We start from the raw sequence: 22,987 nt of genomic DNA, 5'->3' as shown, positions 1-22,987 counted from the left end.
CGCGCGGGGCGCTCAGCGCCGCACGACCTTGCGACGCTGCGCGCTGATGCCCGCGTAGTCGGGCAGTGTGTCGACGCGCTTGCCCACGGCCTTCGCGTACAGTGGCATCAGGTCCGGCAGCCGGTTCAGCAGATCCTGACGGCGCGCGGTGCTGTACGGGTGCGTGTAGATGAAGCCCGTCGCCTTATTCCCGCGTGTCGCAACCGCGAGCTTGTCCCACAGCGTGATCGCTGCACGCGGATCGAAGCCGGCACGGGCGGCGATGTCGCCGCCGATCACGTCGGCTTCGGTCTCGTCGGTCGGGTCGTAGTGGAGCGACTGCAGGCGTTCGCCGAGGTTCAGCGCCTGCGGCAGAGGCTCGCCAACGCCGAACAGCGGCGGCAGCGCGGCCGCGCGCAGCGACGTCTGCGAGGTCGCGCTGAAGTTGCTGCGCGCGTGTTCGCGCAGCGCATGCGCGATGCCGTGCGCGAGCAGCACGCCGAGCTCGTCGTCGTTCAGGCGGACGCGGTCGAGCAGGCCGCCGTACACGAGCACCTTGCCGCCCGGCAGGCAGGTCAGGCGAATGTCGCGCGAGCGGATCGCGTTGACGTCCCACGCCCAGCTCTTCACGCGGTCGTTCCATTTCACCGAATACGGCGCGAGCTTCGCGACGATCGCGCGCAGGCGCTTCACGCGCGGCTGGTTCGCCGGCAGCAGGCGATTGCTGTCGGCGGCCGCCTGCACGATCTGCGCGTATTCGTTCGCGGTGAGCTGCTCGAGCAGCGGCGACGGGATCAGCGTGCGGAAGGCAATGGTGTCGCCGTAGCGGACCTGCTGCGATGTCTGCGCATAAGCCTTCGCCGACGCGGCGGCGCCGGTCGGCTGCGCGGGTTCGGCGGTGGCCGACTGCGCAGGGGCGGCGGGCGTCGAAGTCGCCGGCGGTGAAGCGGGTGCCGTGGCCGGGGAGCCCGCGGCGGGGGCAGCGGGCGCGCCGGCGTCGGTCGCATGGGCGAACCCCGCGGCGAGCGCCGCGGCGCCGACGCTCAACGAAGCCGCAACGCGCGCGAGGCGGTGCAGGCCGTTACTGCGCACGGCTGGCCTCGCCGTTGCGCGCGGCACCGTTCCACGGCGCGATCTTGAACAGCAGCAGCATGCCGGGAATCGCGAGCGCGGTACACACGATGAAATAGTCGTACCAGCCGATCTTTGCGACGACGAAGCCGCTCGCGGCCGACGCGAGCGTACGCGGCACCGACGCGAGGCTCGTGAACAGCGCGAACTGCGTGGCCGTATAGCGCGGGTCGGTCGTGCTCGCGATATACGCGACGAACGCGGCCATCGTCAGGCCGGTCGTGAAGGTTTCGAAGCCGTAGACGATCGCGAGGGCGACCGTCATCGGGCTCAGCTTTGGCGTGATCTCGATACCGAACACCGACATGAACGACGCGAGCGCGTGGCTGGCCGCGACCGTGAAGTCGTACAGCACCGCGAGCACCGGCGAACCGGGGCCGACCTGCGCGAGCCACGCGAAGCCGAGCGTCGACACCATCTGCAGCGCACCGAAGATCCACAGCCCGCGGCCGATGCCGATCTTCACGAGCCAGACGCCGCCGATGATGCCGCCGGCCACGCTCGCGACGAGGGCAGTGGTCTTCGCGACGATGCCGATTTCGGTGCGCGAGAAGCCGATGTCGAGGAAGAACGACGTCGACAGCGTGGTGGCCATCGTGTCGCCGATCTTGAACAGGAAGATGAACGCGATGACGAGCAGCGCGCCGGCCCAGCCGTCGCGCTGGATGAATTCGCGGAACGGCAGCACGATCGCGTCGCGCAGGTTGCGCGGCGGCGCGCCGACCACTTCGGGCTCGCGCACGACGAGCGTCATCAGGATGCCCGGCAGCATGAACGCGCCGGTGAGCGCGAACACGGCGTCCCACGGCAGGTGGTCGGACAGGATCAGCGCGAGCGAACCGGGGATCAGCGCGGCAAGCTTGTACGCATTCACGTGCACCGCGTTGCCGAGGCCCTGCTCGGTGTCGCGCAGCAGCTCGCGGCGGTACGCGTCGATCACGATGTCGGCGCTCGCGCCGAAGAACGCGACGAGCGTGGTGAGCGCGGCGACCGTCCAGATCGAGTCGCGCGGCGACACGAAGCCGAGCGCGGCGATCGCACCCGCGACCAGCAGCTGCGTGAGCAGCAGCCAGCCGCGCCGGCGGCCCGGCCGCCAGCCGGGCAGGCGCGGGACGTAGCGGTCCATCAGCGGCGCCCACAGGAACTTCCACGTGTACGGGAACTGGATCAGCGCGAACAGGCCGATTTCCTTCAGGTTCACGCCCTCGGAGCGCAGCCATGCCTGCACGAGGTAGACGAGCGTGAAGAGGGGCAGACCCGACGTGAAACCGAGGAACACGCAGATCAGCATGTGCGTGTTCAGATAGGCTCGCCAGCCGGGGTGATCCTCGTGAGCGGTGAGTGCGGGCGCCTCGTGTGGCGTTTTCGACATGGACTGGAACTGGATAGCGTTGACTGATTGCGGCGGCAGCGCAGGCGACGGCGCGGGTCGCGCAGCGGCGCGGCCGCACGTGCGTGCGGGCCGACGGCGTCCGTCAACGGCTCCCCGGCTCAGCTGCGCTTGACGCGGTAGACAGCAAGACTACCACGCCAGTTCGCTCCCCATCGAATCGGTTGGCCTTCGTGCAGCACCACGCGGTCGAGGATCGTCACGCCGACTTCGGGCGCGAGCGCCTCGAAATCCTCGATCGTCAGCACCCGCACGTTCGGCGTGTTGTGCCACTGGTAAGGCAGCGATTTCGACACCGGCATCCGGCCGTTCAGCACCGACAGCCGGTGCGGCCAGTAGCCGAAATTCGGGAACGACACGATGCATTCGCGCCCGACCCGCGCGGTTTCGCGGAGGATCGCGGCCGTCTGGTGGATCGTCTGCAACGTCTGCGACAGGATCGCGATGTCGAAGCTGTGGTCCTCGAACAGGCGCAGGCCGTCTTCCAGGTTCTGCTGGATCACGTTGATGCCGTTCTTCGCGCTCGCGAGCACGCCCGCGTCGTTCAGCTCGATCCCGTAGCCGGTCACGTCCAGTTCTTCCATCAGCAGCGCGAGCAGCGAGCCGTCGCCGCAACCGAGGTCGAGCACCGTCGAGCGCGGTTCGACCCAGCGCGCGATCGTGCGGAAGTCCGCGCGCGCGGACAGGGAATTCAGTGCTTGCTGGTTCATGCACCCACCTCGATGGCGATTCGTTCGTAATACGCGCGGAGCAGGTTGTGATAGCGCGCGTCGTCGAGCAGGAATGCGTCGTGGCCGTGCGGCGCATCGATTTCCGCGTAGCTGACCGTGCGCTTGTTGTCGAGCAGCGCCTTCACGATCTCGCGCGAGCGGGCCGGCGCGAAACGCCAATCGGTCGAGAAGCTCGCGATCAGGTATTTCGCCTGCGTGTGCGCGAGCGCGGCCTTCAGATTGCCGTCGAACGCCTTGGCCGGGTCGAAGTAGTCGAGCGCGCGCGTGATCAGCAGGTAGGTGTTCGCGTCGAAGTAGTCGGCGAACTTGTCGCCCTGGTAGCGCAGGTACGACTCGACCTCGAACTCGACGTCGAAGCTGAAGTTGTACGCGTCGAGCGCGCCGTCGGCACGGCGCAGCGCACGGCCGAATTTCTCGGCCATGTCGTCGTCGGACAGGTACGTGATGTGGCCGATCATCCGCGCGACGCGCAGGCCGCGCTTCGGCTTCACGCCGTGTGCGTAATAGTCGCCGCCGTGGAAATCGGGATCGGACAGGATCGCCGAGCGCGCGACCTCGTTGAATGCGATGTTCTGCGCGGACAGCTTCGGCGTCGACGCGATGTCGATACAGTGCGCGACGCGCTCCGGATACATCAGGCTCCACGCGAGCGCCTGCATCCCGCCGAGGCTGCCGCCCATCACCGCGGCGAAGCGCTCGATGCCGAAGGCATCCGCGACGCGCGCCTGCGCGTGCACCCAGTCCTCGACGGTGACGACCGGGAAGCTCGCGCCGTACGGCTTGCCGGTGGACGGGTCGATGCTCATCGGGCCGGTCGAGCCGAAGCACGAGCCGAGGTTGTTCACGCCGATCACGAAGAAGCGGTTGGTATCGAGCGGCTTGCCCGGGCCGACCATGTTGTCCCACCAGCCGGTGCTGCGCGGATCGTCCGCGTAGACGCCGGCGACGTGGTGCGACGCGTTGAGCGCGTGGCAGACGAGCACCGCGTTCGAGCGCGCGGCGTTGAGTTCGCCGTACGTCTCGACGACGAGCTGATAGTTGCCGATCACGCTGCCGCTTTGCAAGCGCAGCGGTTCGGCGAAGTGCATGGTCTGTGGAGCGACGATGCCGATCGATTCCATTCGTTCCGCCTTATGACTGGGCAGCTAAATGGTGTCGGCGATGCGCGGAGGCGAAGGTGCGCGGCTGACGACCTCTTTAGCCGCATTTGTAGTGAACCGCCGGGACAAAGACAGCATCAACGCCCTGGCCGGTTCGCGCGCCCGCAATCGAGTCAGCAAATCGGCGCGTGTCTGGCTGCCGCCCTAGGGGCGGCAGTCGGCAAAGTATAGCGGAAATTGCGGAGCGCGGATTCGGGCGCGCCGGGCGGGGCCGCCGCGCCCGCGTCATCTCACTGCAGGATCAGCCGCAGATGCGCATCGGCCTGCTCGCCGGGCGATTTCTGGAACCCGCCTTTCGCGAAGCGGTGCCAGCGCCCGATCACGTAGCTGACGAGCAGGCTGGCGCGCGTGGCCGGATCGTAGTCGGCCGGCAGTGCCAGGCCGCTGTTCTGCTGTGCGCCGGCCTCGGCGCGCGCAACACGCAGGCATTGCTTGACGGTCGCCTCGATACGGTCGAGCAACTGGTTCACGCGTTCGGTGAGCCGCTCGTCCTCGCCCACCAGCGCCTCGCCGGTCAGCACGCGCGTCATGCCGGGGTTCTTCGCGGCGAAGTTGAGCATCGTCAGCGCGATCGTGCGCGCCTGCTGCACGCCGTTCGGCTCCTTCGCGACGATCTGGTTGACGAGGCCGAACAGCGCCTGCTCGATGAATTCGATCAGCCCCTCGTACATCTTCGCCTTGCTGGCGAAATGCCGGTAGAGCGCCGCTTCCGAAACGTCGAGCCGGGCCGCGAGCGCGGCGGTCGTGATCTTCTCGGGCTTGGGCGCCTCGAGCATCGTCGCGAGTGTCTGCAGGATCATCACGCGCCGCTCGCCCGGCTTCGGGCGCGGGCGGGACGGCGTGGCCTGGTCTTCCTTTACGGCTTGGTCCTGCGGGTAAGTCGGCTGCATTTCTGTCGCCCCGATCGTGTGCCCAGTCGCAGCGATTTTAACGAACGAATGCGCTGATCGACATAATGTGGACGGCCGATGCTCGGCAGATGGCCCGGCAGGTGGCCGGTGATCCATACGGTACCGATGCCGAGCCGCTTGTAGCGTTTCAGGTGGCTGCGGGTATCTTCGACGAGGATCGCATCGGCCAGCCGCGCATGCGCGGCACGCAAGGCCCGGCGCAGCATCGTGTGGTCGGGCTTCGCGCGCCATGTGCGGCGGTCGCGCATGTGCTCGATCGCGATCACGCGCTCGAACAGCCGCTCGATGCGCAGCTCGCGCAGCACCGCGCGCGCATAGTTCTCCGGCGCGTTGGTCAGGATCAGCTTGCGGCCCGGCAGCGCGGCGACGATGCGCGCGAGGCCGCGCTCGGCGCGCACCATCGCCGGCAGGTCGGAAAACGTGTGGACGACGCGCAGGAAGTCGTGCGGGTCGATCGGATGATGGCGCGTGAGGCCGAGCAGCGCGGCGCCGTAGCGCTCGGTGTAGCCGGTGCGCAGGCGGTCGGCTTCGGCGCGCTCGACCTGCAGCGCGTCGATGATGTACTGCGTCATCGCGCGGTTGATCTCCGGAAAGATCGCGTGCGATGCGTGGTGAAGGGTGTTGTCGAGATCGAACAGCCACACCGGCGCGCCGGCGCGGGGCCGGCTGCGTGACACGCGCCGGCGCAGCAGCGGAGCCGGCAAGTCGGGTGTGGCGGTCTTGCTGCGCTTGCTCAATGCGAGCGGATCATCGTGCCGAACGGCTGCTCGGTCAGGATTTCCAGCAGGACCGAGTGCTCGATCCGGCCGTCGACGATGTGCACCGACTTCACGCCGCTCTTCGCGGCGTCGAGCGCCGACGAGATCTTCGGCAGCATGCCGCCGGAGATCGTGCCGTCTTCGAACAGCGCGTCGATCTCGCGTGCGGAGAGATCGGTCAGCAGGTTGCCGTCCTTGTCCATCACGCCCGGGATGTTGGTCATCATCAGCAGCTTCTCGGCGTTCAGCACGGTGGCGAGCTTGCCCGCGACGAGGTCGGCGTTGATGTTGTACGAGAGACCGTCTTCACCGAAACCGATCGGCGAGATCACCGGGATGAACGCGTCGTCCTGCAGCGCCTTCACGACTGCCGGGTTGATCGCCTCGACTTCGCCGACCTGGCCGATGTCGATGTACTGGCCCGGGTTGTCGCGGTCCGGCATCAGCAGCTTGCGCGCGTGGATCAGGCCGCCGTCCTTGCCCGTCAGGCCCACCGCGTGGCCGCCGAAGTGGTTGATCAGCATCACGATGTCCTGCTGCACTTCGCCGCCCAGCACCCATTCGACGACTTCCATCGTCTCTTCGTCGGTGACGCGCATGCCCTGGATGAAGGTGCCGGCCTTGCCGATCTTCTTCAGTGCATGATCGATCTGCGGACCGCCGCCGTGGACGATCACCGGATTGATGCCGACCAGTTTCAGCAGGATCACGTCGCGCGCGAAGCCTTGCTTGAGCCGCTCTTCCGTCATCGCGTTGCCGCCGTATTTGATGACCACGGTCTTGCCGTGGTAACGGCGAATGTACGGCAGTGCCTCGGCGAGGATTTCTGCTTTCAGCGTGGGGGCGATCTGCGAGAGGTCGATGGGCTCGGACATGGCGGCGGCTCTGGCTGGGAACGTTGAAACACGGCGAATTGTACAGGAGTGGCGCAGCGCAGCATCGGGTTTTTGGGCGGGCCGGAACACCGGCGGCGTGGCGCGGGCACCGCGCGCGGCGGCCCGCCGGCTATGGCGCGGCGCGATGCCGGCCGCGATACGGGCAGCGGTGCGCGGGCGTCGCCGGAGGGGCGGTTCGCGCGCGTTCGCGATGGCCATCGGCCGAACGGCCGGCGTGCAAAATCCGTTCGCCGCGCTATGCTTGTCGCGTAGGGCGGCTTCCCGCCCGCTCGAGCGCTTCAGCCATGACCGATTCCGCCGCCGACGCCCGTTCCGCCCCGCGCCGCGCGCGCTGCCCGCACTGCGGCCGCAGCTTCGACTGCGGCGCCCGCACGCAGCCGTTCGAATGCTGGTGCGCGTCGATGCCGGTCGTGCCCGGCGGTACGCCGCCCGCGGCCGGCGCACGCTGCCGCTGCCCCGAGTGCCTGGCCGACGAGATCGCGCAGCGGATGGCCGGCGCGGCCGGTTGACGGCATCGGCCGCGCACGTGGGGCGTCCCGTTCGCCGCGCGCCGATCCGGCCCCGCTAGAGGCGCCGCCCGCTAAACGGGTAAACTGCTCGGATGCAACGAATCACCACCACCGGGCGCGTCAACCTCAGTCACCTGTTCTGGCTCCGCAATCTCGCGATCATCGGCCAGCTCGTGACGATCGGCGTCGTGCAGACCTATTTCGGCGTGCATCTGCCGTTGCCGGCGATGCTGATGGTCATCGCGCTCGAAATCGTTTTCAATGCGCTCACCTGGGTGCGCGTGCTGCGCGCGCGGCCCGAGACCAATTTCGAGCTGCTCGGCCAGCTGTGGGTCGACCTCGGTGCGCTGTCCGCGCTGCTGTTCCTGTCGGGCGGCACGACCAATCCGTTCGTGTCGCTGTACCTGCCTTCGCTCGCGATCGCGGCGGCCGTGCTGCCGTGGCACCTGATGATCTGGCTCGCGGCGTTCGCGGTCGCGTGCTACGCGGCGCTCGGCTTCGACTCGGTGCCGCTCAACATGGACAACCCCGCGAACCTGTTCGACTATTACCGTACCGGGATGTGGGCGAACTTCATGGTCAGCGTCGGGCTGATCGCGTGGTTCGTCGCGCGCATGTCGAATGCGCTGCGCCAGCGCGATGCGGCGCTCGGCGAAGCGCAGCAGCACCTGCTGCGCGACGAGCGGGCGGTCGCGCTCGGCGTGCAGGCCGCCACCGTCGCGCACGAGATGGGCACGCCGCTGTCGACGATCGCGATGCTCGCCGAAGAGCTGCGCGACGCCGCGCGCGACGATCCGGGGCTGGCCCGCTACGAGGCCGACCTGAAGGTGCTCGAGGAACAGATGACGCTCTGCACGTCGGCGCTCGCGCGCCTGCGCAGCCGCGCGAGCGCGCCCGCGAGCCGCCAGCCGGTGGACGACTGGCTCGACACGTTCGTCGAGCACTGGCGCCTGCGGCATCCGCATGTGCAGTTCGAATTGCTCGGCGCGCGCCCGGCGGGCGTCGCGCTCGACGACACGGTCGCGGCCGGCCAGATCCTGACGATCCTGCTCGACAACGCCGCGCGCGCGAGCCCGCAGCGCGTGACGCTGGCCGCGAAGGTCGCGCACGCCGGCACGGCCGACGAGATCGAATTCGAGGTATGTGACGACGGGCCCGGCATTCCGGCGGCGTTGCGTGAATCGCTCGGCGCGATGCCGGTCGACAGCACGCAGGGCGGGCACGGGGTCGGCCTGTATCTGGCGTTCAGCGCGGCCGCGCGGCTCGGCGGCGAGATCGAACTGTCCGATGTCGTGCCGCGCGCGGCGGGCGGCAACGGGCGGGCCGGCAGTGCGGCGAATGGTCACGCCGCGGCAGGATCGGCACAGCGCGCGGGCCAGCGCCTGACCGAACGGACAACCGGCGCGCCGGACAGCCGCCCGGCCGGCACGACCGCCGCGCGCGGCACGCGGGCCGTGCTGCGGCTGCCGGTCGTGCGTGTCGCGACGCCGGCCGCCTCAACCAACACGTAGACGGAGAAACCACATGAGCGAGAACAATTTCCTGGTGATCGACGACAACGAGGTGTTCGCGGGCACGCTCGCGCGCGGCCTCGAGCGCCGCGGTTACGCGGTCCAGCAGGCGCACGACAAGGAGGCGGCGCTCCGGCTCGCCGCGGGCGGCAAGTTCCAGTTCATCACCGTCGACCTGCATCTCGGCGAGGATTCGGGCCTGAGCCTGATCGCACCGCTGTGCGACCTGCAGCCCGACGCGCGGATCCTGGTGCTGACCGGCTACGCGAGCATCGCGACTGCCGTGCAGGCGGTGAAGGAAGGCGCCGACAACTATCTCGCGAAACCCGCGAACGTCGAGTCGATCCTCGCCGCGCTGCAGACCAACGCGACCGAAGTGCAGGCCGACGAAGCGCTGGAGAATCCGGTCGTGCTGTCGGTCGACCGGCTCGAATGGGAGCACATCCAGCGCGTGCTGGCCGAGAACAACAACAATATTTCGGCGACGGCGCGCGCGCTGAACATGCATCGCCGCACGCTGCAACGCAAGCTCGCGAAGAAGCCGGTGCGGCAGTAAGCGGCGCGCCGCGCCGTGGTCGTCACGGCGAGGGCGATTCCGTACGACGCGTGCCGCGGGATACGGCGCGCGATCGCGCAGGCGGACGGGCGGCGCATGGCGGCCTGCCGCGCGGCGCACCAACGAAAACGGGCGGCCCGCCGGGCCGCCCGTCTCGCATTCGACGCCGCGCGCGTTACAGCACGTAGCGCGACAGATCTTCGTCCTGCGCCACTTCGCCGAGCGCGCGATCGACATACTTCGCATCGATCGTCACGCGCTCGCTCGCATGGTTGCCGGCCGAGAACGACACGTCCTCGAGCAGTTTCTCGATCACCGTGTACAGCCGGCGCGCACCGATGTTCTCGGTCTTCTCGTTGACCGAGAACGCGATCTCCGCGAGACGGCGGATGCCGTCCTCGGCGAATTCGAGCTGCACGTCTTCGGTCGCGAGCAGCGCCTGGTACTGCTTGACGAGGCTTGCATCGGTCGCGACGAGGATCGCTTCGAAATCGTTCACCGACAGCGAGTCGAGCTCGACGCGGATCGGGAAGCGGCCCTGCAGTTCGGGAATCAGGTCGCTCGGCTTCGCGAGGTGGAACGCGCCGCTCGCGATGAACAGGATGTGATCGGTCTTCACCATCCCGTACTTCGTGTTGACCGTCGTGCCTTCGACGAGCGGCAGCAGGTCGCGCTGCACACCCTGGCGCGACACTTCGCCGCCGCTGCCTTCGTTGTTGCGCGACGTGATCTTGTCGATCTCGTCGAGGAACACGATGCCGTTCTGCTCGACGTTCTGCACGGCCTTCGTCTTCACTTCCTCGTCGTTGAGCATCTTCGCCGCTTCCTCGTCGGTCAGCAGCTTCAGCGCTTCCTTGATCTTCACCTTGCGGCGCTGCTTCTTGCCGCTGCCGAGGTTCGAGAACATCGAGCGGATCTGCTCGGTCATCTCTTCCATCCCCGGCGGCGCCATGATGTCCATGCCGGCCGACGGCTGCTCGAGGTCGAGCTCGACTTCCTTGTCGTCGAGCTGGCCTTCGCGCAGGCGCTTGCGGAACGTCTGGCGCGTCACGTTGTTGTCGTCGTTCGCGTGCTCGGCGTTGCCGCCGAAGCCCACCGCGCGCGGTTGCGGCAGCAGGATGTCGAGGATGCGGTCTTCCGCCTGGTCGGTCGCCTTGCTGCGCACCTTGCGCATTTCGGTTTCGCGCGTCTGCTTGACCGAGATCTCGATCAGGTCGCGCACGATGCTGTCGACGTCGCGGCCGACGTAGCCGACTTCGGTGAACTTGGTCGCTTCGATCTTGATGAACGGCGCATCGGCGAGCTTCGCGAGGCGGCGCGCGATTTCGGTCTTGCCGACACCCGTCGGCCCGATCATCAGGATGTTCTTCGGCGTGATTTCCTGGCGCAGCGGGTCGGCGACCTGCTGGCGGCGCCAGCGGTTGCGCAGCGCGACCGCGACGGCCTTCTTCGCCTTCGCCTGGCCGATGATGTGCTTGTCGAGTTCCGAGACGATCTCGGCAGGGGTCATGGTGCTCATGGTGCGGTCCTTACTCGATCGTTTCGATGATGCGGTTGTGGTTCGTGTAGATGCACATGTCGCCGGCGATCCCGAGCGACTTCTCGACGATCTCGCGCGGCGACAGCTCGGTGTTCTCGACGAGCGCGCGAGCCGCGGCCTGCGCATAGGCACCGCCCGAGCCGATCGCGCAGATCCCGCCTTCGGGGTCGAGCACGTCGCCGTTGCCGGTGATGACGAGCGTGGTGGTGGCATCGGCCGTGATCAGCATCGCCTCGAGGCGGCGCAGCATCCGGTCGGTGCGCCAGTCCTTCGCGAGCTCGACGGCCGCGCGGGTCAGGTTGCCCTGGTGCTTCTCGAGCTTCGCCTCGAAGCGATCGAGCAGCGAGAACGCATCGGCGGTGCCGCCCGCGAATCCGACCAGTACCTGGTTGTTGTAGATCCGCCGCACTTTCCGCGCGCCACCCTTCATGACGATGTTGCCGAGGGTTACCTGGCCGTCGCCGCCGAGCGCGACCTTGTCGCCGCGCCGGACCGAAACGATGGTCGTGCCGTGAAATTGCTCCATCTGCGTTCCTTGAGAAAAACGGGGAAGAGTCGGGCGGCGCGGGGCGCCGCCGCATGAATCGCAGTGCGCCGGGGAGCGGCCCGGCGCGCATCCGTTTCATTTTAGGGCGGGCGCCGGGATATCAAGAGGGGCTGGCAAATCGGCCGGCAGGGGCCTGTTCCCGCTAATAACGGGCTTGTGAACGTGTCTTGCCGGTCGTCCCCCAAGGGGACTTCCTTTGGGCGCGTGCAAGAAGCAAGGAGCGCCGTTTGGCCGAGCCAAACAAGCGACGCGCGACGCAGCAATGCGGCCAGCGCAAGCCCGTTATTAGCGGGAACAGGCCCCTAAACCGGTGCCGGAAAAACAAAAAGCGCGCGGCAGGCCGCGCGCTTTCGGGAAGCAGCGTGTCTGAGCGGAACGCCGCTCGATCAGTCGCCGAACAGCTTCTGGCGCAGCTCGCGGCGCTCTTGCGCTTCGAGCGACAGCGTGGCGGTCGGACGCGCGAGCAGGCGCGGAATGCCGATCGGCTCGCCGGTTTCCTCACACCAGCCGTAATCGCCGGAATCGATGCGGGCGAGCGACTGCTGAACCTTCTTGAGGAGCTTGCGTTCGCGATCGCGCGTACGCAGTTCGAGCGCGTGCTCTTCCTCGATCGTCGCGCGATCGGCGGGATCGGGCACGATCACCGTCTCGCGCAGGTTCTCGGTCGTCTGGCCTGCATTCTTGAGGATGTCCGCCTGCAACTGTTCGAGCCGATTTTTGAAGAAGGCGAGCTGATCCTCATTCATGTAATCCTTGTCGCTCATCTTCAGGATTTCGGCTTCGGTCAAGAGTTTCTTCGTCATCTGCTTGCTTCTTCAATGTGCGGCAAATCGATAGATATTGCCTGCACTTTGGGATTACCCGCAACCGCCCTTGCAATCATTTGCGATTTGCCGCCGCGGGGCCGAAAGCCTCTGGAAAACCGGTTCTCAAATACCAGGATAGGCCTGGCGCGGAGTTGCGCGCGCTGCGAACCGGTGTGCTGCGCGGCACATCGCATCGGCCGCGGCCGGGAGGCGGATTGGCGATCCGGCGCGGTTGCGATGCCCGGAAAACTGGTTCAGCAAGAACCGGGCCTGTTTGTTGCCGTACTCCAGCGGGCACGTATTGTAACTGAATCGCAAGCGGGCGCCGTATCGGGTCGATCCCCGTCGGCTGCGCCAATATCTAGAAAATATAACGCGCAAATCGAGAAAAAGCGATGACGGCGAAACCCTGCCCGGAAAAGGCGCCCCGCGGCCGCAGCAGCCGCCCGCGAGGCGGCCGTGCGGCGGGGGCGCGACGGTCGCCCGCGCGCGTCAGGCGAGGCAGGCGTCGAGGCCGTCGGTGATCAGGTCCTGCGGCAGATCGACGCCGATGAACACCATCTTGTTCGTCTTCTTCTCGACCGGGAGCCACTTCGAGGCGAGGTCGCTGCCCATCATCTGGTGCACGCCCTGGAACACGACCTTGCGGTCGACGCCCTTCATGTACAGCACGCCCTTGTAGCGCAGCATCCGCTCGCCGTAGATCTGCAGGATGCCGCCGAGGAAGTCTTCCAGCTTGTTCGGGTCGAACGGGCGGTCGTTGCGGTACACGAACGACTTGATCTTGTCGTCGTGATGCGCGTGGTGGTGATGGTGGTGGCTGTGATCGTGATCGTGCGCGCATTGACCGTGATCATGGTCGCAATTCGCGTGATCGTGATCATGGTCGTGATCGTGGTGGTGGTGCGCGTGATCGTCTTCGGCGAGGAAGTCGGGGTCGATCTCGAGCTTCGCGTTCAGGTTGAAGCCGCGCAGGTCGAAGATTTCCTTGATGTCGGCTTCACCGAAGTTCACGACCTTGATCGCGGCCTTCGGGTTCATGTGCATCAGGCGGTGCTTGAGGTCGGCCACCGTCTGGTCGTCGACCAGGTCCGACTTCGTGATGAACAGGCGATCGGCGAAACCGACCTGGCGCTGCACGACTTCGTGCTCGTCGAGCTGCGCGTTCGCATGCTTCGCGTCGACCAGCGTGATGACCGCGTCGAGCAGGAAATCGTCGGCGATCTCGCTGTCGATGAAGAAGGTTTGCGCGACCGGGCCCGGGTTCGCGAGGCCCGTGGTTTCGATCACGATGCGGTCGAAGTCGAGCTTGCCTTCGCGCTTCTTCGCGGCGAGATCGCCGAGCGTGCGCGCGAGGTCGCCGCGGATCGTGCAGCAGATGCAGCCGTTGCTCATCTGGATGATCTGCTCGTTCGAATCCTGGATGAGGATCTCGTTGTCGATGTTCTCTTCGCCGAACTCGTTCTCGATCACGGCGATCTTCATGCCGTGCTGTTCGTTCAGGATGCGCTTGAGCAGCGTCGTCTTGCCGCTGCCGAGGAAGCCGGTGAGGATGGTGACGGGAGTGGCCATGTCAATCGCCTGTTGTTCGTGAATCGGGGTCAAAACCAGGATGTGCGTCGCGCCCGGTTAGTCGAGCGCGCAATCCTCCATTGAAACATACCTTTGACATCCTCCCCACTCTGGACCTCTGGCCGCCGCCATTTGGCGGAAAGAGCGGGGATTCCTGCCGCGTCTCGAACGATGATGCGTGTCTCGGATCGCCTCGGTGGGTTCCTGCTTCGCGGAGTGGCCTGATTGCGCCGGCTCTCCACAGGCTGCAACGCGGTGTCCCCGCGCCAGTATGTTGATCGCGCCGACCACGTCGGCATGGTCCTCATGCCCGCACCCGACACAGTGGAATGCGGCCTGCGTCTGTCGGTTCTCGGCGCTCACCGACCCACAGGCCGGACACGTTCGACTCGTATTCGCCGGCGGCACCGCGACAAGCCAGCCGCCGTTCCACGCCAGCTTATAGTCCAGTTGGCGACGAAACTCGAACCACCCCTGATCGAGAATGGCTTTATTCAGGCCAGACTTGGTCCGAACATTTTTGCCCGGCGCATCTGGGCTGCCTGCCGCCGACCTAGACATATTGCGTACCTGCAAGTCCTCGATGCATACCATCGCGTGGTTTTGGCTGATGGTGGTCGTGGCCTTGTGCAGATAGTCGCGGCGGGCATTGCCGATGCGGGCATGGATACGCTGGATACGGGCCGTTGCCTTCTTCCAGTTGTTGCTGAACTTGACCTTTCGGCTCAGTGCCTGCTGCGCACGACGCAGCTTGGCCTCGTGCCGCCTGAAGCTGTTGAGAGGCGCGAGAAAACTGCCGTCGCTCATGGTGGCAAACCGAGCGATGCCCATGTCGATACCAATCGCGCTCGCTGCCTGCGGTACTGGTTGCTTGACTTCACGTACTGTCTGGATCGAAACGCGCCATTTGCCCGCGTTTTGACACACGGTGACGTGACGCACCTCGCCCAGCACATCCCGACTGTTGCGATAGCGAAGCCAACCGAGTTTGGGCAAGAAAATGCGGTTGTTGCTCTGATCGAGCTTGATTTGCTTCGGGTCGGGATAGCGGAAGCTGCTGCCGAGACTCTTCTTTTTGAAGCGTGGAAAATCAGCGCGCTTAGCGAAGAAGTTTGTGTAAGCCTGTTCCAGATCCTTGAGAGACTGTTGCAGCGGATGAATCGGTGCGTCCTTGAGCCACGGTGTTTCCGTACCGTTGCGCCAATCGGTAAGCAGCTTGCACAGCCCCGCGTAGCTCAGATTTTTCTCGCCTCGATCATAGCGTTCCTTCTGCACGGCCAATGCCTTGTTGAACACGAAGCGGCATGCCCCTGCGAAGCAGCGCATGCTGTGCTGCTGCTCGTCAGTCGGCATCAGTTCGTATTTGAAGGCTTGATAGCGTTGCATGAATGAGTCGTATCAGGACTTCCTCGCTGCCTTTACCCGGCCTGATGGCCGAGGCTTGCCGCGCACCTGGTCAAGCCGTCCGGTCGGTCGGACGCGACAGACCGGAGAGCTCGACTGTCATGCCGGCGACCGCCGCGCGGAGGGTCATCGCATCGCGGTACCGGCGACCAGTGGGGAGGGCGTGCGCGTAGATCGGGGCAGTCAGACGATTTGCAACAGCAGGCCCTTCAGATATTCGCCTTCCGGGAAGGCCGCGAGCAGCGGGTGATCGACGCCCGCGCCGAGCCGCTTCAGGATGCGCGCGTCGACCTTCGCGTCGGCGGCCGCGCCCGCGACGATCTTCTGGAACAGGTCCATGTCGATCGCGCCCGAGCACGAGTACGTGAACAGCAGGCCGCCCGGACGCAGCAGCTTGAAGCCGCTCAGGTTGATGTCCTTGTACGCGCGCGCCGCGCGATCGACGCTGTCGCGCGTCGGCGCGAACTTCGGCGGATCGAGCACGATCAGGTCGAAACGCTCGCCTTCGTCGACGAGGCGGCGCAGCGTCTTGAATGCGTCGGCGTCGAGCCAGGTCGCGCGTTCGGCATCGAAGCCGTTGGCGGCGACGTTCTGCTGCGCGAGCGCGAGCGCATCGCCCGACGAGTCGATCGATACGACACGCTTCGCGCCACCCTTGAGCGCGGCGAGCGAGAAGCCGCCCGTGTAGCAGAAGCAGTTCAGCACATCGCGATCGGTCGCGTACTGCGCCACCAGCGCGCGGTTGTCGCGCTGGTCGACGTAGAAGCCCGTCTTGTGGCCGTTCGGTACGTCGACGTGATAGCGCACGCCGTTTTCGTTCGAGATCAGCGTCGCGGGCGGCGCATCGCCGGCGAGCACGCCGGTCGTCTGTTCGAGCCCTTCCTTATCGCGGATCGATACGTCCGAGCGCTCGTACACGTTCGGGCAGTCCGTCGCGCCGACGAGCGCCTTCACGATCGCGTCCTTCCACGCCTCGACGCCCGCGGCCATGAACTGGCAGACGAGCTGGCCGCGCGGCGCCGCGCCGGCTTCGGCGGTGTCCGCGACGTAGTAGTCGACGATCAGCCCCGGTAGCCCGTCGGCTTCGCCGAACACGAGCCGCACCGCGCCCGTGCCCGACACCATCGTCGTGCGGTGCGCGACCGCGCGCTGCACGCGGCGCTTGAAGAACGCGTGGTCGATCGGCTCGTTCTCGTCGAAGCTCCACACGCGCACGCGGATCTGCGATTGCGGGCTGTACGCGCCGCGCGCGAGGAAGCGGCCGTCGTGTGCGCGCACGATCACGGTCGCGCCGGGCGCGGGCTTGCCGTCGACGCGGTCGATCGCATTGGCGTAGATCCACGGATGGCGGCGCAGCAGCGATTTTTCCTTGGACGGCTTGAGGGTGACGGTTTGCATGGTAAGATCGAAATGGGCCGTGCGCGACGCCGACCGTGGCCGGTCGCCGCGCGCGGCGGGTAACACGGGACGCGCGTCAGTCGCGCTTCTTCGCGCGCGGATGCGCGCTGTCGTAAATCTTCGCGAGATGCTGGAAGTCGAGCGACGTATAGACCTGCGTCGCGGCGACGCTCGCGTGGCCGAGCAGTTCCTGCACCGCGCGCAGGTCGCCGCTCGACTGCAGCACGTGCGTCGCGAACGAGTGGCGCAGCACGTGCGGATGGACGTTGGCGGGGATGCCCGCGGTGAGCGCCGCGCGCTTCACGCGCTCGCGCACGACGCCCGGCGACATCCGGTTGCCGCGCACGGACACGAACAGCGGATGCGGATCGTGCTTCACGAATTCGCCGCGTACCGCGAGCCATGCGTTCAGCGCATCGATCGCCTTGCGGCCGACCGGCACCTTGCGCTCCTTGTTGCCCTTGCCGCGCACGGTGACTTCGGCTTCGGCGAGGTCGAGCCAGCCGGTCGACCGGTAGCCGTCGGCCTGCGTGTACATCACGTCGAGCCCGATCAGCTCGGCAAGGCGCAGCCCCGACGAATAGAACAGCTCGAGGATCGCGTGATCGCGAATGCCTTCGGTCGTGTTGGCGAGCGGCGCGTCCATCAACGCCGATGCGTCGTCGACCGACAGCGCCTTCGGCAAGGTCTTCGCGCGTTTCGGCGCGCGCACCGCGGCGACCGGGTTCGCGGGCATCTCGACGCGCTGCGCGAGCCAGCGGTAGAACGCGCGCCACGCGGACAGCCGGTGCGAGATCGACCGGGCGGACAGCCCGCCCGAATGTGCGCGCGCGACCGCGCCGCGCATGTCGGCGGCCGTCAGCGCTTCGAGCGGCCGGCCGTTCGCGAGCTTCTTCAGCTCGTCGAGTTCGTGCGTGTATCCGCGCAGCGTGTGTTCCGACAGCTGCCTGACGTGCTTCAGGTTCGACAGGTAGGCGGCGATCGGATCGTCTGTCATCGCGTGCGGAGGATCAGTGCGGCAGCAGGCGCGTGAGCGCGGCGCTCGCGAGCGTCGCGATCTGCGCGAGGAAGTCGGTGGCCATCCCGTCGTGGAAGCGGCGCGGGTCGGGCGAGCCGAGCACGAGCAGGCCGAACGCGGGCGCATCGTTACCGGCGAGCGGTGCACGCAGCGCGAGCAGCGCGACCGATGTGGCCGAGCCGTCGCCGGCCGGCGGTGCGGCGTCCGCGCCTTCCGCCGCATTCGCGGCCGGGGCGGCAACTGCGGGCGCGAGCCACTGCGCGGCCTCGAAGCCCGTGTTCGCACCGCAGTACGGCGTCGACAGCCCGTTCGTGAACAGGCGCACTTCCTCGCCGACCTGGCGTGCGAAGTCGGCCTGCGAGTAGGTGTCGGCGACGTCCCATACGCGCAGCGCCGTCTGCGGCACGTCGAAGACTTCAGCGATGCCGTCGGCGATCGTGCGCGGCAGCGCGTACGGATCGCGTTCCGCGATCACGCGCGCGGTCCAGCGGCTGAACTTCGCGGACAGGCTGTCGTTCTCGTGGCCGTAGCGCACGAGTTCGGCAAGCCGGCGCTCGAGATGCTTGTTCTTGTCGCGCAGCATCTCCATCTGCCGCTCCTGCAGCGAGATCGCGGCCTTGCCGTGCGGGTTCGCGAGACGGATCGTCGCAAGCAGTTCGGCGTGCTGCGCGAAGAATTCGGGATTGGCGAGCAGGTAGTCGGCGACTTCGCGATCGTTCATGTGGCTGGAGCGTTCAGTTATCAAGGACGTTGCAGGGTCAGGCAGGCAGATCGATCTCGCCTTCGAACACGGTCGTGGCGGGGCCGGCCATCATCAGCGCGGCGGCTTCGTCGCGCGCGCCGTCCCAGCTGATCGTCAGCGTGCCGCCGTGCGTGTGCACGGTCACCGGCGAATCGAGCAGACCGCGCCGGATGCCGGCCGCGACCGCCGCGCATGCGCCGGTGCCGCACGCGAGCGTCTCGCCCGCCGCGCGTTCGTACACGCGCAGCTTCACTTCGCTGCGCGACACGATCTGCATGAAGCCGGCGTTCACGCGCTCCGGGAAGCGCGCGTGGTGCTCGATCAGCGGGCCCTCTTCCCGCACCGGGTAGGCCTCGACATCGTCGACGACCTGCACCGCGTGCGGGTTGCCCATCGTCACCGTCGAAATCCAGCGCGTCGCACCGCCGACGTCGAGCGGCCACAGCGTGTCGCGACCCTCGGTGCGGCCGTCGAGGCCCGCTGCGTCGAACGGCACCTGCGCCGGCGTGAACACGGGCGCACCCATGTCGACGACGACTTCCCCGTTGTCCTGCATCGTCAGCGTGATCAGGCCCTTCATGACCTGCACGCGCACGCTGCGCTTGTCGGTCAGGCCGCGGTCGCTGACGAACTTCACGAAGCAGCGCGCGCCGTTGCCGCAGTGTTCGACCTCGCCGCCGTCGCAATTGAAGATCCGGTACTTGAAATCGACGCCGTCGACAGTCGGTTTTTCGACGAGCAGCAGCTGGTCGGCGCCGATGCCGAAGTGGCGGTTGGCGAGCGCACGCACCTGCGTTTCGGTGAGCGGCGGCAACGCGCGCGAATAGCCGTCGAGCACGACGAAGTCGTTGCCCGCGCCGTGCATCTTGGTGAACGAGAGTTTCACTGGGTCCGGATTTCCATGGCGAACAAGGCGGTCAGCGCGGCGTGCGCGACGCCGCGCCATGCCGGGCGGCCTCGTTCGTCGTGCTGATCTCAACCGCAAATGATACATGCAGCCGACAGGGGCGTCCTGCGCGGGCGGGGGTGGGCGGCCGCGAAATGGGGCGCGTCTGCCGATCGGTCGACTGGTCGCGTTTGTGGCAGGCGGGCAGATTGATGTGGTGTGACGCGCCTGTCGTGGTGCGAGCAGGGTTCGGCGAAAACACGGGATGGCGCGGACGCGTACTTTCGTACAGGTCAAATTGACAAGGCAATCAAGCGATTCGTATAGTGTGGCTATACACGTGGGCCATGCTGACGGCATCGCGACTCGAATGTGGGAGCTCCATGATCAAGTCGTGGCAGCACAAGGGGCTGGAAGCATTTTTCACGAACGGGAACAAGGCGGGCATCCGGCCCGACCATGCTCCAAGATTACGGCGCCAGCTTGCACGTCTCGACGTCGCGAGCCGGCCGCTCGACATGAACGTGCCTGGCTGGCGGTTTCACGGCCTTGCCCGTGGGCTGGACGGCCATTTCGCGGTGAGCGTGAGCAGCAACTGGCGTCTGACGTTCAGTTTCGACGGCGCCGATGCCGTCCTGGTCGATTACCAGGACTACCACTGAGGTGATTCAAGCGATGACTCGCATCTTCAATCCGCCGCATCCGGGCGAAGCGCTGCGTGACGACGTGCTGCCGGCATTCGGCCTGACCGTCACCGAGGCCGCCGCACAACTCGGCGTCACGCGTGCGGCGCTGTCGCGCATTTTGCATGGCCACGCCGGGATTTCGCCGGAAATGGCGTTGCGCATCGAGGCGTGGCTCGGAGAGGAAAACGGCGGTCGCGCGGATCTGTGGCTGGCACAGCAATCCGCTTACGACTTGTGGCAGGCGCGCGCGAAAGGCGTGCCCAAGGTAGCGAGAGCGCAGGCACGTGCGTGACCGTGCGCCCGCGGGTACGGCTCAGTACAGGCTCGGCTCGCCGGCCGGGCGGGTCTTGAAGCGCTTGTGGACCCAATAGTATTGCTCGGGCAGCAGCGGGATCTGTTCCTCGAGGAATTCGTTCATCCGCCGCGCGTCGAGATCGTCGTCCCCGGTCGGGTAGTGATCCCACGGCTTGAATACCTTCAGACGGTAGCCCTTGTAGTTCGGCAGCACCTCGCCGATGAACGGCACGACCTGCGCGCGGCCCGTCTTCGCGAGCCGGCCGACCGCCGTCAGCGTGCAGGCGGGCACGCCGAAGAACGGGACGAACGTCGAATTGCGCAGCCCGTAGTCCATGTCGGCGCCGAGCATCACCGGCTTGCGGTCGCGCAGCCAGCGCAGCACGACGCGCGCGCTGTCCGCGCGGCCGACCATCTCGGCGTCGAAACGCCCGCGCGCCTTCTTCGCCTCTTCCTCGAGCACCGCGTTCGAGAACGGCTGGTAGAGCGACCCGCAACGGCGGTGCAGCGAACGATTCAGCCAGATCGAGCCGGCCTCGATGCCGACGAAATGCAGGCCGAGGAACAGCGTCGGCGGCAGGTCCGGATCGTCGAGGTCGACCGCGCTGTCGACCTGGATCAGCTTCGCGAGCTTTTTCTCCGAACCGAACCACTGCACGCTGCGTTCGACGTAGCTGCGGATCGCATGGCGGAAATGCTGCCCGGCAATTTCCTCGCGGCGTTCGTCGCTCCAGTCAGGGAAGCAGAGTTTCAGATTGGTGTGTACGATGCGTTTTCGCCGGCTGGGGATCTTGTAGAGCAGCCAGCCGAGACCATCGCCGAACCGTGCGGTCAGGCCGTACGGCAACAGGGCGAGCAGTTTCAGCAAGCCAATGGCGAGGTGCGTGGCTAGACGACCTAGCATGCGAAACCTCCGTGGGACCGGCTGGCCGGCGCTTTGCAAACAGGTGGGTGAGACAGCGGAAGATGCAGCACGGGCGGCGCTCTGTGACAATTCAGGAAAGCCGCTATAATACGGGCTTCGCCGAGTTAACTGACAACTTGCGGGGCGAAGCCGGTTAGCGTGACACGCGCTGCCCGGTCCTGGTAATCCGCTAAAGCGTCGCCGCTTCAGGCCCAACGAAGCTGGCTACGTGAAACCAACCGTAACCACACAGGAGCCTGAAAAAGTGGCAAACGATTATCTCTTCACGTCCGAATCCGTCTCTGAAGGCCATCCGGACAAAGTCGCGGACCAAATCTCGGACGCGATCCTCGATGCCATCCTCGAGCAGGACAAGTATTCCCGCGTTGCGGCGGAAACGCTGTGCAACACGGGTCTCGTCGTTCTGGCCGGTGAAATCACCACGACGGCCAACATCGACTACATCCAGATCGCGCGCGACACGATCAAGCGCATCGGTTACGACAACACCGACTACGGCATCGACTACAAGGGTTGCGCGGTGCTCGTCGCGTACGACAAGCAGTCGCCGGACATCGCCCAGGGCGTCGATCGTGCACACGACGACAACCTCGATCAGGGTGCGGGCGACCAGGGTCTGATGTTCGGTTACGCGTGCGATGAAACGCCGGAACTGATGCCGCTGCCGATCTACCTGTCGCACCGCCTCGTCGAGCGCCAGGCCAGCCTGCGCCGCGACGGCCGCCTGCAATGGCTGCGCCCGGACGCGAAGTCGCAGGTGACGGTCCGCTACGTCGACGGCAAGCCCGATTCGATCGACACCGTCGTGCTGTCGACGCAGCACGCACCGGACATCGAGCTGCCGGCGCTGCGCGAAGCCGTGATCGAGGAAATCATCAAGCCGACGCTGCCGGCCGACCTGATCAAGGGCGACATCAAGTTCCTGGTGAACCCGACCGGCCGATTCGTGATCGGTGGCCCGCAGGGCGACTGCGGCCTGACCGGCCGCAAGATCATCGTCGATACCTACGGCGGTGCCGCACCGCACGGCGGCGGCGCGTTCTCGGGCAAGGATCCGTCGAAGGTCGACCGTTCGGCTGCGTACGCAGGCCGCTACGTCGCGAAGAACATCGTCGCCGCCGGCCTCGCGTCGCGCGCGCTGATCCAGGTGTCGTACGCGATCGGCGTGGCCGAGCCGACCTCGGTGATGGTCAACACGTTCGGCACGGGCCGCGTGTCGGATGCGGTGATCACGAAGCTCGTGCGCGAGCATTTCGACCTGCGTCCGAAGGGCATCATCAAGATGCTCGACCTGCTGCGCCCGATCTACGAGAAGACCGCTGCTTACGGCCACTTCGGCCGCGAAGAGCCGGAATTCTCGTGGGAAGCGACCGACAAGGCGCTCGCCCTGGCCGAAGCGGCCGGCGTCGAGCCGACGGCACGCGTCGCGTAAGCGTCGTTCGCCTCAAATGAAAAAACCCCGGCGATGCCGGGGTTTTTTTATGGTGCGCCCGGCAGGGCGCACTCACTAGGAGGTGAAAGTCCTCTACACGCCCGGCAAGGGGAAGTGTTAGCTAGAGGCAAGGGCGTCGTGGGTGACTGCGAGTCTGAAGGAAGCCCGAGGCAAAGCGCTGGCCTGACGAACAGGAAGCGGATAA

General features: G+C 66.5%; 23 protein-coding genes. 6 read left to right on the top strand and 17 right to left on the bottom strand.

What is annotated here, in order from left to right; translation table 11 throughout:
• Positions 1-12: 12 nt before the first annotated feature.
• The 7 genes from CFB82_RS17335 to argB form a co-directional block, all read right to left on the bottom strand.
• Entirely contained in the window at positions 13-1,071 is a 1,059-nt protein-coding gene (locus tag CFB82_RS17335) for a M48 family metallopeptidase (RefSeq protein ID WP_089484677.1), read from the bottom strand.
• Entirely contained in the window at positions 1,061-2,482 is a 1,422-nt protein-coding gene (locus tag CFB82_RS17330) for an AmpG family muropeptide MFS transporter (RefSeq protein WP_069249137.1), read from the bottom strand. Before CFB82_RS17330 ends, CFB82_RS17335 begins: the two co-directional genes overlap by 11 nt.
• 119 nt (positions 2,483-2,601) lie before the next feature.
• Positions 2,602-3,210 (bottom strand): methionine biosynthesis protein MetW, encoded by a 609-nt coding sequence (gene metW, locus CFB82_RS17325; RefSeq protein ID WP_006755281.1) that lies wholly within the window; start codon positions 3,208-3,210, stop codon positions 2,602-2,604.
• Positions 3,207-4,352 carry a homoserine O-succinyltransferase MetX gene (gene metX, locus CFB82_RS17320; protein WP_089446629.1) on the bottom strand — a complete coding sequence of 382 codons (1,146 nt, stop codon included), beginning with the start codon at positions 4,350-4,352 and terminating at the stop codon, positions 3,207-3,209. Before metX ends, metW begins: the two co-directional genes overlap by 4 nt.
• 269 nt (positions 4,353-4,621) lie before the next feature.
• Positions 4,622-5,281, bottom strand: a complete 660-nt coding sequence (gene slmA / locus CFB82_RS17310) for a nucleoid occlusion factor SlmA (RefSeq protein ID WP_089484676.1) — start codon at positions 5,279-5,281, stop codon at positions 4,622-4,624.
• On the bottom strand, positions 5,248-6,039 hold the full coding sequence (locus tag CFB82_RS17305; protein ID WP_089446627.1) for a pyrimidine 5'-nucleotidase: 792 nt from the start codon (positions 6,037-6,039) through the stop codon (positions 5,248-5,250). The genes slmA and CFB82_RS17305 overlap by 34 nt, the downstream gene beginning before the upstream one ends.
• Positions 6,036-6,935: an acetylglutamate kinase gene (gene argB, locus CFB82_RS17300; RefSeq protein ID WP_006490510.1), complete on the bottom strand. Its 900-nt coding sequence runs from the start codon at positions 6,933-6,935 to the stop codon at positions 6,036-6,038. Before argB ends, CFB82_RS17305 begins: the two co-directional genes overlap by 4 nt.
• A 305-nt stretch (positions 6,936-7,240) precedes the next feature.
• Here argB and CFB82_RS17290 point away from each other — a divergent pair, with 305 nt between their 5' ends.
• The 3 genes from CFB82_RS17290 to CFB82_RS17280 all read left to right on the top strand — a co-directional run bounded on the left by CFB82_RS17290 (position 7,241) and on the right by CFB82_RS17280 (position 9,532).
• Positions 7,241-7,465, top strand: coding sequence for a cysteine-rich CWC family protein (locus tag CFB82_RS17290; protein WP_069249130.1), 225 nt, complete (start codon positions 7,241-7,243; stop codon positions 7,463-7,465).
• 92 nt (positions 7,466-7,557) lie between these two features.
• Entirely contained in the window at positions 7,558-8,976 is a 1,419-nt protein-coding gene (locus tag CFB82_RS17285; protein WP_089484675.1) for an ATP-binding protein, read from the top strand.
• A 13-nt stretch (positions 8,977-8,989) separates the two neighbouring features.
• Positions 8,990-9,532: a response regulator transcription factor gene (locus CFB82_RS17280; RefSeq protein ID WP_021156278.1), complete on the top strand. Its 543-nt coding sequence runs from the start codon at positions 8,990-8,992 to the stop codon at positions 9,530-9,532.
• 175 nt (positions 9,533-9,707) lie between these two features.
• Here CFB82_RS17280 and hslU read toward each other — a convergent pair whose 3' ends face one another.
• The 9 genes from hslU to dapF form a co-directional block, all read right to left on the bottom strand.
• The gene (hslU, locus tag CFB82_RS17275) at positions 9,708-11,051 is read right to left on the bottom strand and encodes an ATP-dependent protease ATPase subunit HslU (protein WP_089446625.1); all 1,344 of its coding nucleotides are present in this window, start codon (positions 11,049-11,051) and stop codon (positions 9,708-9,710) included.
• 10 nt (positions 11,052-11,061) lie between these two features.
• Positions 11,062-11,598, bottom strand: a complete 537-nt coding sequence (hslV, locus tag CFB82_RS17270) for an ATP-dependent protease subunit HslV (RefSeq protein ID WP_006477497.1) — start codon at positions 11,596-11,598, stop codon at positions 11,062-11,064.
• 407 nt (positions 11,599-12,005) lie between these two features.
• Complete coding sequence (dksA, locus tag CFB82_RS17265) at positions 12,006-12,422, bottom strand: RNA polymerase-binding protein DksA (RefSeq protein WP_006477498.1); 417 nt, start codon at positions 12,420-12,422, stop codon at positions 12,006-12,008.
• 495 nt (positions 12,423-12,917) lie between these two features.
• Positions 12,918-13,997 (bottom strand): CobW family GTP-binding protein, encoded by a 1,080-nt coding sequence (locus CFB82_RS17255; RefSeq protein WP_089484674.1) that lies wholly within the window; start codon positions 13,995-13,997, stop codon positions 12,918-12,920.
• 57 nt (positions 13,998-14,054) lie between these two features.
• Positions 14,055-15,383, bottom strand: coding sequence for an RNA-guided endonuclease InsQ/TnpB family protein (locus CFB82_RS17250; protein ID WP_256990375.1), 1,329 nt, complete (start codon positions 15,381-15,383; stop codon positions 14,055-14,057).
• A 201-nt stretch (positions 15,384-15,584) separates the two neighbouring features.
• A complete protein-coding gene (locus CFB82_RS17245; RefSeq protein ID WP_089484673.1) occupies positions 15,585-16,799 on the bottom strand; it encodes a class I SAM-dependent rRNA methyltransferase in 1,215 nt (404 codons plus the stop codon).
• 76 nt (positions 16,800-16,875) lie between these two features.
• Complete coding sequence (xerC, locus tag CFB82_RS17240; RefSeq protein WP_089446622.1) at positions 16,876-17,796, bottom strand: tyrosine recombinase XerC; 921 nt, start codon at positions 17,794-17,796, stop codon at positions 16,876-16,878.
• 13 nt (positions 17,797-17,809) lie between these two features.
• Positions 17,810-18,538 carry a DUF484 family protein gene (locus CFB82_RS17235; protein WP_069249124.1) on the bottom strand — a complete coding sequence of 243 codons (729 nt, stop codon included), beginning with the start codon at positions 18,536-18,538 and terminating at the stop codon, positions 17,810-17,812.
• Between the two features lie 37 nt (positions 18,539-18,575).
• Entirely contained in the window at positions 18,576-19,445 is an 870-nt protein-coding gene (gene dapF, locus CFB82_RS17230; RefSeq protein WP_089446621.1) for a diaminopimelate epimerase, read from the bottom strand.
• Between the two features lie 383 nt (positions 19,446-19,828).
• Here dapF and CFB82_RS17225 point away from each other — a divergent pair, with 383 nt between their 5' ends.
• Together CFB82_RS17225 and CFB82_RS17220 are read left to right on the top strand one after the other, a co-directional pair.
• The gene (locus tag CFB82_RS17225) at positions 19,829-20,107 is read left to right on the top strand and encodes a type II toxin-antitoxin system RelE/ParE family toxin (protein WP_069249122.1); all 279 of its coding nucleotides are present in this window, start codon (positions 19,829-19,831) and stop codon (positions 20,105-20,107) included.
• 13 nt (positions 20,108-20,120) lie between these two features.
• Positions 20,121-20,423, top strand: coding sequence for a HigA family addiction module antitoxin (locus CFB82_RS17220; RefSeq protein WP_069249121.1), 303 nt, complete (start codon positions 20,121-20,123; stop codon positions 20,421-20,423).
• A 21-nt stretch (positions 20,424-20,444) separates the two neighbouring features.
• On the opposite strand, the gene lpxL is transcribed toward CFB82_RS17220, so the two are convergent.
• Positions 20,445-21,329: a lauroyl acyltransferase LpxL gene (gene lpxL, locus CFB82_RS17215; protein WP_069249120.1), complete on the bottom strand. Its 885-nt coding sequence runs from the start codon at positions 21,327-21,329 to the stop codon at positions 20,445-20,447.
• 265 nt (positions 21,330-21,594) lie between these two features.
• Between lpxL and metK the strand changes: the two genes are divergently transcribed.
• On the top strand, positions 21,595-22,782 hold the full coding sequence (gene metK / locus CFB82_RS17210) for a methionine adenosyltransferase (protein ID WP_006482984.1): 1,188 nt from the start codon (positions 21,595-21,597) through the stop codon (positions 22,780-22,782).
• Positions 22,783-22,987: the final 205 nt, after the last annotated feature.

The sequence above is a fragment of the Burkholderia sp. HI2714 genome (genome assembly GCF_002223085.1).
GTDB lineage: Bacteria > Pseudomonadota > Gammaproteobacteria > Burkholderiales > Burkholderiaceae > Burkholderia > Burkholderia lata_D.
This window is presented reverse-complemented; position numbering and strand designations above follow the sequence as displayed.

Excerpts from the sequence above, each read along its gene's own strand:
- CFB82_RS17330 (WP_069249137.1), bottom strand. The coding sequence starts at position 2,482 with ATGTCGAAAACGCCACACGAGGCGCCCGCACTCACCGCTCACGAGGAT.
- metW (WP_006755281.1), bottom strand. The coding sequence starts at position 3,210 with ATGAACCAGCAAGCACTGAATTCCCTGTCCGCGCGCGCGGACTTCCGC.
- metX (WP_089446629.1), bottom strand. The coding sequence starts at position 4,352 with ATGGAATCGATCGGCATCGTCGCTCCACAGACCATGCACTTCGCCGAA.
- slmA (WP_089484676.1), bottom strand. The coding sequence starts at position 5,281 with ATGCAGCCGACTTACCCGCAGGACCAAGCCGTAAAGGAAGACCAGGCC.
- argB (WP_006490510.1), bottom strand. The coding sequence starts at position 6,935 with ATGTCCGAGCCCATCGACCTCTCGCAGATCGCCCCCACGCTGAAAGCA.
- CFB82_RS17290 (WP_069249130.1), top strand. The coding sequence starts at position 7,241 with ATGACCGATTCCGCCGCCGACGCCCGTTCCGCCCCGCGCCGCGCGCGC.
- CFB82_RS17285 (WP_089484675.1), top strand. The coding sequence starts at position 7,558 with ATGCAACGAATCACCACCACCGGGCGCGTCAACCTCAGTCACCTGTTC.
- CFB82_RS17280 (WP_021156278.1), top strand. The coding sequence starts at position 8,990 with ATGAGCGAGAACAATTTCCTGGTGATCGACGACAACGAGGTGTTCGCG.
- hslU (WP_089446625.1), bottom strand. The coding sequence starts at position 11,051 with ATGAGCACCATGACCCCTGCCGAGATCGTCTCGGAACTCGACAAGCAC.
- hslV (WP_006477497.1), bottom strand. The coding sequence starts at position 11,598 with ATGGAGCAATTTCACGGCACGACCATCGTTTCGGTCCGGCGCGGCGAC.
- dksA (WP_006477498.1), bottom strand. The coding sequence starts at position 12,422 with ATGACGAAGAAACTCTTGACCGAAGCCGAAATCCTGAAGATGAGCGAC.
- CFB82_RS17255 (WP_089484674.1), bottom strand. The coding sequence starts at position 13,997 with ATGGCCACTCCCGTCACCATCCTCACCGGCTTCCTCGGCAGCGGCAAG.
- CFB82_RS17250 (WP_256990375.1), bottom strand. The coding sequence starts at position 15,383 with ATGCAACGCTATCAAGCCTTCAAATACGAACTGATGCCGACTGACGAG.
- CFB82_RS17245 (WP_089484673.1), bottom strand. The coding sequence starts at position 16,799 with ATGCAAACCGTCACCCTCAAGCCGTCCAAGGAAAAATCGCTGCTGCGC.
- xerC (WP_089446622.1), bottom strand. The coding sequence starts at position 17,796 with ATGACAGACGATCCGATCGCCGCCTACCTGTCGAACCTGAAGCACGTC.
- CFB82_RS17235 (WP_069249124.1), bottom strand. The coding sequence starts at position 18,538 with ATGAACGATCGCGAAGTCGCCGACTACCTGCTCGCCAATCCCGAATTC.
- CFB82_RS17225 (WP_069249122.1), top strand. The coding sequence starts at position 19,829 with ATGATCAAGTCGTGGCAGCACAAGGGGCTGGAAGCATTTTTCACGAAC.
- CFB82_RS17220 (WP_069249121.1), top strand. The coding sequence starts at position 20,121 with ATGACTCGCATCTTCAATCCGCCGCATCCGGGCGAAGCGCTGCGTGAC.
- lpxL (WP_069249120.1), bottom strand. The coding sequence starts at position 21,329 with ATGCTAGGTCGTCTAGCCACGCACCTCGCCATTGGCTTGCTGAAACTG.